Here is a 13,745-nt window from a genome sequence, read left to right on the forward strand (position 1 = left end):
AGATTCCCGCTGCAAGCTGTGCTTACCCACTGCGCCGCATCTCCGATCTTGCTGCTGTAACGAAGCGGGCTGCCTCTCCGATGAAGCAACAGACTCCGCTAAGTCACGAGAAGATTACGACTCGGTCCGCCGGTTGTCCACCCGACGCGAGGGGTGTGTCGCACCTTTTCCAAAATGCCCCGCTGGAAGGCCAATTCGGTGTATAGGGCGGTGGATCACGAGACGGTATAGGTGATCGACTCGGCCGTTATCAACTCTTCGCATCCAGCAGCCGCTCCAGCTCGGCAATCCGCCGGCGCGCGTCCGCGAGCTCGACCTCGAGTTGCCCCAGCGCCATCACCAGCGGACCCACCGCGAGATCCGCGACCAGTTGCGGATCGTCGTACCCACGCTCGATGGCCACCAGGATGTTGTTGCGGATGCGCGCGGCGACGATCGCCTCGGCGGGCACGTTCCAGGATTCGACCACCTCCGCGACGGTGGGTACGGGCATGGCCTCTTCCGACATGAACCCTCCTGCGCTGCATCCGTGAACGCTGCATCCCAACGAATCAGGCATAAGGGTAGAGACCCCGGCGGACAACGCGGACACACTGCGCGAACTTCCGCCGCGCACACGCGGAACCAGCACGGTATGCCCATCGATAGCTGCGTCTAGGGCCCCCGGTAGACACCCGGATAATCCGCGATTCCCGCGCTACGGTTGGGCCGCATGGACCCCGTCAGGAATCCGTACGCGCCCGGCGCCGGGCAGCGACCACCCGAACTCGCGGGCCGCGACCGGCAACTCGACGCCTTCGACATCGTGCTGGAGCGGGTGGCGCGCGGGCGGCCGGAACGCAGCGTCATGCTCACCGGCCTGCGCGGGGTCGGAAAGACGGTGCTGCTCAACCAGCTTCGCTCGGCGGCCCGCACGCGCGGCTGGGGTACCGGCAAGCTGGAGGCGCGTCCGGATCAGGAACTGCGCCGGCCACTGGCCTCGGCGCTGCACATGGCGGTGCGTTCCCTCGCTGTCGCACACCGCAATCCGGAGCAGGTGGACGATTTCCTGGGGATTCTCAAGGCTTTCGCGCTGCGCTCCACCGACGGCAAGGGCATGCGGGAGCGCTGGAATCCCGGCATCGACGTCCCCGCGGTGACCGGGCGGGCCGACTCCGGCGATATCGAGATCGATCTGGTGGAGCTGCTCATGGAGGCGGCGGCGCTGGTGCGCGATGTCGGCATCGGCATCGCGGTGTTCATCGACGAGATGCAGGATCTGGGCGCGGCCGACATTTCGGCCATCTGCGGTGCCTGCCACGAATTGAGCCAGGACGCCGCACCTTTGATCGTGGTCGGGGCGGGCCTGCCGCATCTGCCGGCGGTGCTGTCGGCGTCCAAGAGCTACTCCGAGCGCTTGTTCTCCTATCACCGCATCGACCGGCTGGATCGGGAGGCGGCCGATCGAGCGCTGACCGCGCCGGCCGATCTGGAGAGCGTGAAGTACAGCGAGGAGGCCCTGGAAGCGCTGTACCGCAAGGCCGACGGGTACCCGTATTTCGTGCAGGCGTACGGCAAGGCGACCTGGGACGCGGCGGCGCAGAGTCCGATCATGGCCGAGGATGTGGCGGTGGCCGCGCCCACCGCCGAAGAAGAGCTGGCGGTCGGTTTCTTTGGTTCCCGCTACGAGCGGGCGACTCCGGCGGAGCGAGAATATATGCGCGCCATGGCCGATCTGTCGGGTGACGACGGTCCGGTGGCCACCTCGGCCGTCGCCAGCGAGCTGGGCCGCAAGCCCGCCTCGTTGTCCCCGGCCCGCGACGGTTTGATCAAGAAGGGCCTGATCTATTCGGCGGAGCGCGGCAGCATCGGTTTCACCGTCCCGCATTTCGGCCGATACCTGCGGAGCGTGCAGTAGCCAAAGAAATGTGCAGTAGCGAAAGATTAGCCATTTGATCAAGATCTTTCCCTGACAAGGCTTTTCGATCATTGCCGCCCCCTACCGGTGGGTAACAAACGCTCCTACACTCGAATGTGATTCTCATCACGGTCGAGGAGGACATCATGGCGACTGCCGCCAAAGTCGACGCCACCGAAGAACAGGCCCGGGCACTGGTCGAGGAATCCCGCGAAACCACCTGGAACAAGCCATCCTTCGCCAAGGAGATGTTCCTCGGCCGGTTCCGGCTCGACCTCATCCATCCGTTCCCACGCCCCGGCGCCGAGGACGCCGCCAAGACCGAGGCCTACCTGACGCGACTGCGCGCGTTCTGCGAGACCATCGACGGCGGGCGCATCGAGGCGGACGGCCGCATTCCGGACGAATACGTCGAGGGGCTGGCCGAACTCGGCTGCTTCGGCCTCAAGATTCCCGAGGAGTACGGCGGCGTCGGCCTGTCCCAGGTCGGCTACAACCGGGCGCTCATGCTGGTCGGCTCCGCGCACGGCAGCCTCGGCGTGCTGCTCTCGGCACACCAGTCCATCGGCGTGCCCGAACCGCTCAAGCTGGCCGGCACCCCGGAACAGAAGCGAGAGTTCTTGCCGCGCTGCGCCAAAGGCGCTGTCAGCGCTTTCCTGCTGACCGAACCCGATGTGGGTTCGGATCCGGCGCGCATGGCCTCCACCGCCACCCCGACCGACGACGGCGAGGCCTACGACCTCAATGGCGTGAAGCTGTGGACCACCAACGGCGTGGTCGCCGAACTACTCGTGGTCATGGCGCGCGTGCCCAAGAGCGAGGGGCATCGGGGCGGCATCTCCGCCTTCATCGTGGAGGCCGACAGCCCCGGCATCACCGTCGAGCGGCGCAATGCGTTCATGGGCCTGCGCGGCATCGAGAACGGCGTTACCCGCATGCACAATGTCCGGGTTCCGAAGCGAAACCTGGTGGGGCGCGAGGGCGATGGGCTCAAGATCGCGCTCACCACCCTCAATGCGGGACGGCTCGCGATTCCGGCCATGTGCACCGCCGCGGCGAAATGGTCGCTCAAGATCGCACGCGAATGGTCGGCCACGCGCGTGCAGTGGGGCCGCCCGGTCGGTGAGCACGCGGCCGTCGGCGCCAAGATCTCCTTCATCGCCGCAACGACTTTCGCGCTGGAGTCGGTACTCGACCTGTCGGCCACCATGTGCGACGAGAACCGCAACGACATCCGCATCGAGGCCGCGCTGGCCAAGCTGTGGGCCTCGGAGATGGCCTGCGAGATCGCCGACGAACTGGTGCAGATCCGCGGCGGCCGCGGCTACGAGACCGCCGCCTCGCTCGCGGCCCGCGGCGAAAGAGCCGTCGGGGCCGAGCAAATGGTGCGCGACCTCCGGATCAACCGCATCTTCGAGGGCTCCAGCGAGATCATGCGCCTGCTCATCGCCCGCGAGATGGCCGATGCCCACATGGCGGCCGCGGGCGCGCTGGTGGACCGCAATGCCGAACTCAAGGCCAAGGCCAAGGCGGCGGTCGGCGCGAGCGGCTTCTACGCCAAGTGGTTCCCGCAACTGACCGTCGGCGCGGGCAGCACCCCGGTCACCTACGGCGAATTCGGTCCGCTCGCACGGCATATGCGCTACGTCGAACGCATGTCGCGCAAGCAGGCCCGCGCGCTCATGTACGGCATGGCCCGCTGGCAGGCCAAGCTCGAGTACAAGCAGGGCTTCCTGGGCCGCATCGTCGACATCGGCGCGGAACTGTTCGCCATGGCCGCCGCCTGCGTGCGCGCCCAGTCCCTGCGCGTGGCGGGCGATCCCGACGGCGTGGCCGCCGAGGAACTGGCCGACCTGTTCTGCCGGCAGTCCCGGCTGCGGGTCGAGAAGCTCTTCGACGCCCTCTGGTCCAATACCGACGACGCCGACACCGAGCTGACCCGCGGCGTGCTCGACGGCCGCTACCGCTTCCTGGAGGCGGGCGCGCTCGACCCGAGCGAGGGCACCGGGCCGTGGATCTCCGAATGGCAGTTCGGCGAATCCACCGAGAAGAACCTGCTCCGGCCGTTCCTGCCGTCCACGAAGACGGCGGCCACCCAGTAGTCGAAGCTCGTCAGGGCAATCTGCCGCTATCTAGCAATCCAGCTAGATAGCGGCAGATTCTTATGTCCCCGAGTTCGCATTCCCCAATTATCAGCTATCTACATATATCTAGTGCCGTCACTAGATATCTGTAGATATTGCAAGTTGCCGAGAGCCGTGCGGATCCTCCGACAGCGCTGCATAGATCGGCGGCGACAGTTGGACAACTTGTGCATAACGCCAGGTGTGACGGGTTAACGCGGGGGCTACTTCTATCGACAACCGGGCAAGAAGGCGAACTCTTCAGGAGGACGTCATGTCCACAGCCAGCCCCCGGGCCGCCGATTTCGACGGCCGCCACATCACCGTCTCCGCGGACGACGGCGTGCCACTCGCGGTCCGCGAGTTCGGCACCACCGACGCGCCGGTCACCGTCGTTTTCGTGCACGGCCATTGCCTGCGCGCCGAATCGTGGGCGTTCATGCGCGGGCATCTGCTGCAGACCTGGGGCGATGACACCCACATGGTCTTCTACGACCATCGCGGCCACGGGGATTCGGGCTCGGCCGATCCCTCGACCTACACCATCGAACAGCTGGCGCGAGATCTTGAGGCGGTCCTGCGTGCCGTGGTGCCGACCGGACCCGTTGTGCTGGTGGGTCATTCGATGGGGGCCATGACGGTGCTGGCGTATGCGCGGCTGTACCCGGAGACCATCGGCACCCGCGTGGTCGGCATAGGTCTGCTGTCCAGCGCCGCCAGCGGGGTCACCCGGGTCGGGCTGGGGCGACTGCTGAGTGCGCCGGCCGTCAGCTCGCTGCGGGCCGCGGTGCGCAAGGCCCCGCGCACCATGCAGGCGTCGAAACACCTGAGCCGCCGCCTCTTCGAGCCCATCCTGCGCGACGCCACGCTGGGCACCCGCAAGGTGAGCCCGCGCATGCTGGCGGTGGCGACGGCCATGTTGAACGACACCTCGCTGCTGACCATGGCCAGCTTCCTGGAGTCACTCATGCGCTTCGACGAGTCCGCGACCCTGCACCGGCTGGGCATGATTCCGGTGCTGGTGCTGGCCGGGTCGGCCGACATCATGATCCCGTTCGCACATTCGGTGGTGCTGGCCTCACAGGTCGACGACGCCGAGCTGGTGCGACTGGACGGCGCCGGGCACAGCGTGATCCTGGAACGCGCGGAGGAGGTGGCCGCGGCGGTGGTGGCACTGGTGGCCCGCGCGACCGCGGCGGCCCGCGGACAGGACCCCGATTGCGGCCCCGACTGCGGGCCGGAACTGGCCATCGCGGGGTAATGGGAAGAGCCGTCGCGGGGTAGCTGGAAGATCATCTGCGACGGCCCGTTTCGAGCCATCTGAAACGTCAATGCCCGGTTTTTCGCTCACGCGACAGGCCCCTGAGCTGCGAGTACTATCGGCAAACGAGACGGATTGAAATTCATCACGTACTGTGTTGTAGATCACGATGTGTGGTCTGTCACACGGCTCGAGGAGGTTTCGATGACACGCAGCGAGATTGCGGAACTCCGCTACGCGGTCGGCCAGCTCCGGCAGTGCGTAGGCGCACTGCGGTCGCACTACGGCGACGCCGGCACGATCCGCCGGTTGGAGAACGATCTGGAAAGGCTCGTCATCGACACCGACGAGTTCGAACAGACGCCACCGCCGGAGGCGCCCGGCGCCAAGCAGGAGACCATCTACGTCCCCGATGCCAAGCATCAGGAACAGGATTGGCTCGGCGCGCAGGACGAGGGCCTGGGGTTCCACTCCCGCCCGCGCACCGAATAGGTAACCAACCCCGAGTTTCAGCTTCGATTGCGGTGGCGGCCGGAACGTTTCGAGCCGGCGCCACGGAAGCGTGCGCCGAGCGGAGCCTGGCTGACAGGCTCCAGATTCGGCGACTCGAAGACGGCGGCCAGCGAACGACCGGGGCCGGTCGGCGTGACGGCGAGTCCGAGACCGCCGTCGCGACGTGACAATTCGTGCAGCATGGTGGTGACCATGCGCAGCGCCGACGCGCCACCGGGATCGCCGAGGGCGATCGCGCCGCCGTGCACATTGAGCAGTTCGCGTTCCTCGAGGCCGAGGGTGTGAGCCAGGGCCAGCACATCCGCGGCGCTGGTCTCCTCGACCTCCAGCAGATCCAGGTCGGCGAGATCGAAACCGCTGCGCCACAACGCCTGTGCTACCGCCGGGGTGGCGGCCGGGACGGGCGCGCCGGGTTCGGCGGCGGCGGTGGCCCAGCCGACCAGATAGGCCATCGGTTCCAGCCCCAGATCCGCCAGCCGGTCCTCGGCGATGACCAGGCAGGCCGAGGCGGCGAGCGTGCGAACGCTGCTGTTGCCGACCGTGGTGACGCCGGCGGCATGGAAGGGCGCCAACGCCGCGAAGGCCCGGGGTGAGACGTCGTCGCGCAGGCCCTCGTCGCGGTCGACCAGTTGCCGCACAGGAGAATTCACGTCGTGGGGGTCGGCGCACACCACCACCGGCGCGGTCTCCGCGCCGAAGATGCCCTGTCGCCGGGCGCGGGCCGCGCGGCGGTGGCTGGCGGCGGCATAGTTGTCGACATCGGCGCGGGTGAGGCCGTAATGGTCGCCGAGCCGGTCGGCGGCCTGCCACTCCCGGTGGCCGCGGCCGGGTTCCGCCGTCGCCCAGAGCGCCACATGCTCGTCGGTGGTGAGGGTGTCGTCGTCCGCGTCGCGGGATGCCGGGGCGGGCGGCCGGGGTACGGGACGCCTTGTGCCACTGGCATATTCGGCGCCCACGACCAGTACCACATCGGCCGCGCCGGTATTCACCATCATGGTGGCGGTGATGAGGGCGCGCAGCCCACCGCCGGGGCCGGGGCCGACGGCGAAGTCGCCGAGCGTCGGGGACAGGCCCGCGAGTGGCAGTGCGGCGGTCACGGATTCGGGGTCGGGGACGGCCGTGACCACCTGTTCGACGCGCAGCGGGTCCAGGCCGGAACGACCCAGCACGGCGGTGAGAACCGTGGCGATCAAGCGGTGCGGGGGGACCTCGGACAGGGCTCCGCCCGGTAGCCCCACGGGGGTGCGCATCGGCATCACGATCGCGGCTCGTCTCATCACCGGCTCCCTTCGAACCTCAGCACCGGCTGCCCCGCGGCGGGGACGGTCTAGCTCAGGGGACAGGCCACCACACGGTTGTTGCTGCCGTGTGACGGTGTGTAACCGGAAAATGCGAGCGGCCGGAGCTGCACAATGTCCGAAATCTGAATCTTTCTGAAATGCCGCCGAGTTCGAGTGATTGCCGTTTGTTCACCGAGCAAACGAAACGCTGGTCGACGCAGGAAATGTGGCGCAAATCACGGGCTCGCGAAATAGCTGTTGCGAGCTCGAGTGATAGCGCCCCTGTCGTAAGGTGCTCACCATCACATTCGATGCCGGAGGTAACGATGACGTTCCACGGGGTAGAGCAGCGAGGCATCCAGCAGTGAGCGCCGCACCAGTCAAGGCTTCTGAATCGAGCACAACCGGGGTTTTCTCGAGGGGCCGGGCCGCCATCGCGGCACGCACGCTCCGCACCGACCGGTGGTGGGTACCGCCGGCCGCGACGGTGGCGGGACTGGCGACGTTCGTCATCTACGCGACCATCAGATCCTTTGTGCGCGCGGCGTATTGGGTACCGGACTTCCACTATCTGACACCGTTCTATTCGCCCTGCCTGAGCGCCTCCTGTGTCGAGGGCTCCACGCACTTCGGTACGCCGATCGGCCATCTGCCGATGTGGATCCCGCTGGGCTTCCTGGTGCTGCCGTTCCTGCTGCTGTTCCGGTTGACCTGCTACTACTACCGCAAGGCCTACTACCGGTCGGTGTGGATGTCGCCGCCCGCCTGCGCGGTGGCCGAGCCGCACGCGAAATACAGTGGTGAGACCAAGCTTCCGCTGATCATCCAGAACGCGCACCGCTACTTCTTCTATGTCGCGGTCATCATCTCGGTGATCAACACCTATGACGCGGTGATCTCCTTCCACGGCAAGAGCGGCTTCGGTATCGGCCTGGGCACCTTCATCATCACCGCCAACGCGGTGCTGCTGTGGGCCTACACGCTCTCGTGCCACTCCTGCCGCCACATCGCGGGCGGACGGTTGAAGCACTTCTCGCAGCATCCCGTGCGCTACCGCTTCTGGACCGTGGTGTCGAAGCTGAACACGCGGCACATGCAGCTGGCGTGGACCACCCTCTGCACGCTGATGCTCACCGATTTCTACGTCATGTTGGTCGCGAGTGGAACCATCCACGATCCTCGCCTCATCGGCTGACGTCCTCTATTCCTCTTCTCTCCCAGGAGTGTTCGGTCCATGCCAGAAGTCGAGCGGCACAAGTACGACGTCGTCGTGATCGGTGCCGGCGGTGCCGGCCTGCGTGCGGTCATCGAGGCCCGTGAACACGGTCTGTCCGTGGCGGTGGTCTGCAAATCCCTGTTCGGCAAGGCGCACACCGTCATGGCCGAGGGCGGCTGCGCGGCCGCCATGGGCAATGCCAACGAGAAGGACAGTTGGCAGACCCATTTCAAGGACACCATGCGCGGCGGCAAGTTCCTCAACAACTGGCGCATGGCCGAACTGCACGCGCAGGAGGCCCCCGACCGGGTGTGGGAGCTGGAAACCTATGGGGCGCTGTTCGATCGGACCGCCGACGGCCGGATCAGCCAGCGCAACTTCGGCGGCCACACCTATCCGCGGCTGGCGCACGTCGGCGACCGCACCGGGCTCGAGATCATCCGCACCATGCAGCAGAAGATCGTCTCGCTGCAGCAGGAGGACTTCGCGGCCACCGGGGACTACGAGGCGCGGATCAAGATCTTCGCCGAATGCACCATCACCGAACTGCTCAAGGACGGCGACGCCATCTCCGGGGCCTTCGGATACTGGCGCGAGTCCGGGCGTTTCATCCTGTTCGAGACGCCCGCGGTGGTCATCGCGACCGGCGGTGTCGGCAAGTCCTACAAGGTGACCTCGAACTCCTGGGAGTACACCGGTGACGGCCACGCGCTGGCACTGCGCGCCGGAGCCTCGCTGATCAATATGGAGTTCCTGCAGTTCCATCCGACCGGCATGGTCTGGCCGCCGTCGGTGAAGGGCATCCTGGTCACCGAGGGCGTGCGCGGTGACGGTGGAGTGCTCAAGAACTCCGAGGGCAAGCGGTTCATGTTCGACTACATCCCGCCGGTCTTCAAGGGGCAGTACGCCGAATCCATCGAGGAGGCGGATCAGTGGTTGAAGGACAACGACTCCGCCCGGCGCACACCGGATCTGCTGCCGCGCGACGAGGTCGCGCGCGCCATCAATGAAGAGGTGAAGGCCGGGCGCGGCACCGAGCACGGTGGCGTGTACCTCGATATCGCCTCCCGGCTGCCCGCCGATCAGATCGTCAAGCGGCTGCCGTCCATGCACCACCAGTTCAAAGAGCTGGCGGACGTGGACATTACGAAGGAGCCGATGGAGGTCGGGCCGACCTGCCATTACGTCATGGGCGGCATCGAGGTCGACCCGGACACCCAGGCGGCCACGGTCCCCGGCCTTTTCGCGGCCGGTGAGTGCGCGGGCGGTCTGCACGGATCCAACCGGCTGGGCGGCAACTCGCTGTCGGATCTGCTGGTGTTCGGCCGTCGCGCCGGTCTGGGCGCGGCGAGCTACGTCGAGCAGCTGGCCGGGCGGCCCAAGATCTCCGACGAGGATCTGGCCGCCGCCGCGAAAGCGGCTGTGACACCGTTCGATCCGCCCACCGAGGGCGGCCCGGGGGAGAACCCCTACACCCTGCACATGGACCTGCAGCAGACGATGAACGACCTGGTCGGCATCATCCGCAAGGAACACGAGCTGAAGCAGGCCATCGAGAAGCTCTCGGAACTGCGTGACCGCTACGACCACGTCGTGGTGGAGGGGCACCGGCAGTTCAACCCGGGCTGGCATCTCGCCCTGGACATGCGCAACATGCTGCTGATCAGCGAGTGCGTTGCGCAGGGCGCGCTGCTGCGGACCGAGAGCCGCGGCGGCCACACCCGTGACGACCATCCGGGCATGGATCCGTTGTGGCGCAACAAGTTGCTGGTCTGCACGATCGACGCGGATCAGGTCGGCTTCTCGGTGCCGTCGGTGACGGTGACGCCCGAGGCCCAGGTGCCCATGCGGGAGGACCTGCTGCGGCTGTTCGACCTGGGCGAGCTCGAAAAGTACTACGCCGACGCGGATCTCGCGGCGCTGCGAGACGACGCAGGAAAGGCGGAATAACCATGGGTTACGACGCGAAGTTCAAGGTGTGGCGTGGCGACATCGAGGGCGGCGGGCTGCAGGACTTCACCGTGCTGGTGAACGAGGGCGAGGTGGTGCTCGACATCATCCACCGGCTGCAGGCCACCCAGGCCCCGGACCTGGCGGTGCGCTGGAACTGCAAGGCGGGCAAGTGCGGTTCGTGCTCGGCGGAGGTCAATGGCCGGCCGCGGCTGCTGTGCATGACACGCATGTCGACCTTCACCCCGGAAGAAGTGGTGACGGTGACGCCGATGCGCACCTTCCCCATCATTCGCGACCTGGTCACGGACGTTTCCTTCAATTACAAGAAGGCCCGCGAAGTCCCGTCCTTCACGCCGCCGATGGATCTGAAACCGGGCGAGTACCGGATGCAGCAGACCGATGTGGAACGGTCGCAGGAATTCCGCAAGTGCATCGAATGCTTCCTGTGCCAGAACACCTGTCACGTGGTGCGCGATCACGAGGAGAACAAGCAGGCTTTCTCCGGTCCGCGATACCTGATGCGTATTGCCGAACTCGAAATGCATCCCCTCGATGTGGGTGACCGTCGTGATCTGGCGCAGGAGGACGCGGGCCTGGGCCTGTGCAATATCACCAAGTGCTGCACAGAGGTTTGCCCGGAGCACATCAAGATCACCGACAATGCCCTGATCCCGCTCAAGGAACGGGTCGTGGACAGGAAATACGATCCCATCGTCTGGCTGGGCAACAAGCTGTTCCGGCGATAGCTGGGAAGATCACACGGTACTAGCTGGGAAGATCACGAAACGGCCGCCGTTCTACAACGGAAGTATGTTTGCGGCGGCTAAGCATGGGTATCCAACTATTCGTGGACCGAGGACTGAAGAATGCACCTCCCCGGTACCGGAAAATGGGTCCCCATGACTGGGTCGAACGGCTGATCGTTGGGATGCTCTTCGCGGTATCGGCGATGGGCGTATACGTACTGACCGGCGCTTTGATACCCGCCTTGGCGATCGGCGTGCTCGTGGCCGCCGTCGCCATCGGGGTCGTCGCAATCCTCTGAGAGAGAGGGTTCACGGGGCGGGGCCCGTGAACCCTCCGTTCAGTGAATCACCCTTCGAATGCACCGTTTTCGATGCCCGCGGTGAACGATCGCCATTCCGCCGCACCGAACACCAGCGCGGGGCCCTGCGGATTCTTGCTGTCCCGCACACCCACTCGGTCCGCGGACAGGAATGCCACTTCGACGCATTCCTTACCGGCCCCGCTGCGGCTGCTCTTGAACCAGCGGGCCCCGGGAAGCTCCACACTCATGCCGAATACTCCTTCGCCACCTGTCTGAGCAGGTTTCTACTGTCCTGGACGTCCAGCGCGCAGCCTTGCAGGCCGTCTTGCGCCCGGCGATAGCGCTGCACATCGCCCTGTCTCTCGAGATACAGATCGCCGGTGAACCCCTCCACATAGACCACCGGGGGCTCCACCGGCTGCCCCTTGCCATCGGTTCCGAACTCCAGAATCACGAACGGACCGGTCGAAAGTCCCAGTGGGACACCGGCGGCGAAGGGCAGGATACGCAGGCCGACATTGGGCCGGGTGCTCAGTTCCGCCAAGTGCCGCACCTGCGCCGCCATCACCCTTGCACCTCCCACCAGGCGGCGCAATACCGATTCGTGCAACACCATGGCGACCTGTGCCGGCCGGGTGCGGCGGGTGATCATGGCCTGGCGCTGCATGCGCAGCTGAACCCGCCGATCCACCTCCGCCACCGTCTCTTCCGGATATCCGAGCCGGTTCAGGGCCCTTGCGTAGTCGGCGGTCTGCAGCAGGCCCGGCACCAATTCCGATTGGTAGCAGGACAACTGCTGCGCGGATGCCTCCAGTCCCACGTAGACGTCGAAGTTCTCCGGAATCAGATCGCCGTAGGAGTGCCACCAGCTCTTGACCGCCGCCTGCTGCGCCAAACCCTTGAGCCCCTCGGCGATTTCGGCCGGAATGCCGTATATCCGGCACAGCTCCTGGATGTCGATGGTGCGGATGCGATCGGCATTGCCCTTCTCGAGCCGCTGTAACGTGCTCGCGCCCCACTCCATCAGTTTCGCCGCCTCGGCGATGGTGAGTCCTGCCTGGATGCGCCAGTCGCGCAGATAGCGACCGAGCTGGCGGCGGGGCAGGGTGGAGGACGCGGGACCTTCTGACACAACACGCTCCATTCGCGGTCGCGGGCATGGATCGGGGTTGGCGGCTGGATCGACTGAGTGGATCGGGGCCCGTTACCAGGGGCGGGCCTCGTCCACTATGGAGAATCGTCCTCCCCCAGGTGGATTCGCTGCTGGGAATTCGCGCAATTTTGCGTTCTCCTTGTCGAAATTCGCCCGCTTGGCGTCTGCTCGTGGTGTGCTAGATGTGTGCCCGGAGTGGTGTAGCTAGGCCCCTTTCCTTTCCTGAATCTCCGGGCACTTCAGGAACCGCGGGAAGTAGGAGTGGTCTGGACATGCAACTGACGTCCCTGAATATGCACATCGCAGTCCTGTCGCGCTGCCGCCGGGATCCGGGGGTGATGAGCGCCGAACAAGCCCACGCGGCAATGCAATTGCACCTCGATTGCACGGTGGCAACCTGCAAGGTGCGCCGCCGCGCGCGGGCGACCCTGGTCGAGGAAGGACGGTGCGTGCTCGACGAGCGCGCCCTGCCATGACCGGGCCGGCGGTGATACGGACAGGCTGCGATCGGGTCGTGTTCCGGCTGCTGTGGCTGGCTCTCGACGCTCGTTCCGCACTATCCCGCACCAACAAGGTTTCGCGACCGGGGGTGGCCCGGGGAAGGCCCCCGGTCGCGATAAACGCTGCCGCACAGCGCTTTCGATCGCCCCGCGCCTAACCTCCGGGTTGCGGTGGCGAAGTCCCCATCGCGTGCAGCAGCGCGGTTCGGCCCTCCCGCTCCACAGACGGCGGGCGGGCCGAACCGCACCCAAGATCCGGTGTGACGCCTACTCTGGAATTCACTGCGCTTTCTCCCGAATGCGCAGTGCCCGGGGTGGAGGGGAACACCGTTGTTGGCCTTCGAACAACCGGACGCGCCTACCTGTCGGACGGCGTCCGTATCGGATCTGGACGCGATCCGCGGCCTGGAGGTGACCGTCTTCGGCCACACCTCCTATCCGTATTTCGTTCTGCGACAGCTCTTCGAGCTACACGGAGCAAACTGGACGGTTGCTGAAGAGTCCGGGCGGGTCTGCGGTTACGTGCTCACCGCCCTCGGCGGCGAACGTACCGCATGGTTTCTCGGGTTTGCCGTCGCACCGGAATGCCGCAGCCGCGGCTTCGGCCGGGCGCTGCTGGAAGCCGCTCTCGCGCACTGCCGCCGGAGCGCGGTCGAGCAGATCTTCCTGACCGTGAACCCCGCCAATCGGGCCGCCTACCGGCTCTACAAAGAAGTCGGATTCGTCTGGGAACACCACGAACCCGCCTACTTCGGGCCCGATGAGCCACGAGATGTGCTGGTGCACAGGATCTATCATTGA

At 66.1% G+C, this 13,745-nt stretch carries 14 protein-coding genes; 10 read left to right on the forward strand and 4 right to left on the reverse strand.

Translation table 11 applies throughout. From position 1 onward, the window contains the following. Nucleotides 1-250: 250 nt before the first annotated feature. Nucleotides 251-508, reverse strand: coding sequence for a hypothetical protein (locus tag ACFXHA_RS20560; RefSeq protein WP_379358968.1), 258 nt, complete (start codon nt 506-508; stop codon nt 251-253). A gap of 204 nt (nt 509-712) precedes the next feature. Here ACFXHA_RS20560 and ACFXHA_RS20565 point away from each other — a divergent pair, with 204 nt between their 5' ends. From ACFXHA_RS20565 to ACFXHA_RS20580, 4 genes are all read left to right on the forward strand, one after another. After that, a complete protein-coding gene (locus ACFXHA_RS20565) occupies nt 713-1,897 on the forward strand; it encodes an AAA family ATPase (RefSeq protein WP_379358970.1) in 1,185 nt (394 codons plus the stop codon). Nucleotides 1,898-2,043: 146 nt separating this feature from the next. Beyond that, nucleotides 2,044-3,999, forward strand: a complete 1,956-nt coding sequence (locus ACFXHA_RS20570; RefSeq protein ID WP_379358972.1) for an acyl-CoA dehydrogenase family protein — start codon at nt 2,044-2,046, stop codon at nt 3,997-3,999. A 295-nt stretch (nt 4,000-4,294) separates the two neighbouring features. Then, nucleotides 4,295-5,281, forward strand: a complete 987-nt coding sequence (locus tag ACFXHA_RS20575) for an alpha/beta fold hydrolase (RefSeq protein ID WP_379358974.1) — start codon at nt 4,295-4,297, stop codon at nt 5,279-5,281. Between the two features lie 204 nt (nt 5,282-5,485). Next, on the forward strand, nt 5,486-5,773 hold the full coding sequence (locus ACFXHA_RS20580) for a hypothetical protein (RefSeq protein WP_379358976.1): 288 nt from the start codon (nt 5,486-5,488) through the stop codon (nt 5,771-5,773). A gap of 17 nt (nt 5,774-5,790) precedes the next feature. Here ACFXHA_RS20580 and ACFXHA_RS20585 read toward each other — a convergent pair whose 3' ends face one another. After that, entirely contained in the window at nt 5,791-7,071 is a 1,281-nt protein-coding gene (locus ACFXHA_RS20585) for an acetyl-CoA acetyltransferase (protein WP_379358978.1), read from the reverse strand. A 367-nt stretch (nt 7,072-7,438) separates the two neighbouring features. Between ACFXHA_RS20585 and ACFXHA_RS20590 the strand changes: the two genes are divergently transcribed. From ACFXHA_RS20590 to ACFXHA_RS20605, 4 genes are all read left to right on the forward strand, one after another. Continuing rightward, entirely contained in the window at nt 7,439-8,269 is an 831-nt protein-coding gene (locus ACFXHA_RS20590; protein ID WP_379358980.1) for a hypothetical protein, read from the forward strand. Nucleotides 8,270-8,308: 39 nt separating this feature from the next. Then, complete coding sequence (locus ACFXHA_RS20595) at nt 8,309-10,240, forward strand: fumarate reductase/succinate dehydrogenase flavoprotein subunit (protein WP_379358982.1); 1,932 nt, start codon at nt 8,309-8,311, stop codon at nt 10,238-10,240. A 2-nt stretch (nt 10,241-10,242) separates the two neighbouring features. After that, a complete protein-coding gene (locus ACFXHA_RS20600) occupies nt 10,243-10,989 on the forward strand; it encodes a succinate dehydrogenase/fumarate reductase iron-sulfur subunit (RefSeq protein WP_379358984.1) in 747 nt (248 codons plus the stop codon). Between the two features lie 143 nt (nt 10,990-11,132). Then, complete coding sequence (locus ACFXHA_RS20605; RefSeq protein ID WP_379358986.1) at nt 11,133-11,288, forward strand: hypothetical protein; 156 nt, start codon at nt 11,133-11,135, stop codon at nt 11,286-11,288. 47 nt (nt 11,289-11,335) lie between these two features. Here the strand turns inward: ACFXHA_RS20605 and ACFXHA_RS20610 are convergent, their stop codons facing one another. Together ACFXHA_RS20610 and ACFXHA_RS20615 are read right to left on the reverse strand one after the other, a co-directional pair. Beyond that, the gene (locus ACFXHA_RS20610) at nt 11,336-11,539 is read right to left on the reverse strand and encodes a DUF397 domain-containing protein (protein WP_379358988.1); all 204 of its coding nucleotides are present in this window, start codon (nt 11,537-11,539) and stop codon (nt 11,336-11,338) included. Next, complete coding sequence (locus ACFXHA_RS20615) at nt 11,536-12,423, reverse strand: helix-turn-helix domain-containing protein (protein ID WP_379358990.1); 888 nt, start codon at nt 12,421-12,423, stop codon at nt 11,536-11,538. Before ACFXHA_RS20615 ends, ACFXHA_RS20610 begins: the two co-directional genes overlap by 4 nt. A gap of 293 nt (nt 12,424-12,716) precedes the next feature. Here ACFXHA_RS20615 and ACFXHA_RS20620 point away from each other — a divergent pair, with 293 nt between their 5' ends. Continuing rightward, nucleotides 12,717-12,920 carry a hypothetical protein gene (locus ACFXHA_RS20620; protein WP_379358992.1) on the forward strand — a complete coding sequence of 68 codons (204 nt, stop codon included), beginning with the start codon at nt 12,717-12,719 and terminating at the stop codon, nt 12,918-12,920. A gap of 354 nt (nt 12,921-13,274) precedes the next feature. Continuing rightward, complete coding sequence (locus ACFXHA_RS20625; RefSeq protein ID WP_379358994.1) at nt 13,275-13,745, forward strand: GNAT family N-acetyltransferase; 471 nt, start codon at nt 13,275-13,277, stop codon at nt 13,743-13,745.

Source organism: Nocardia sp. NPDC059240 (assembly GCF_042753865.1).
In the GTDB taxonomy this organism is placed as follows: Bacteria; Actinomycetota; Actinomycetes; order Mycobacteriales; family Mycobacteriaceae; genus Nocardia.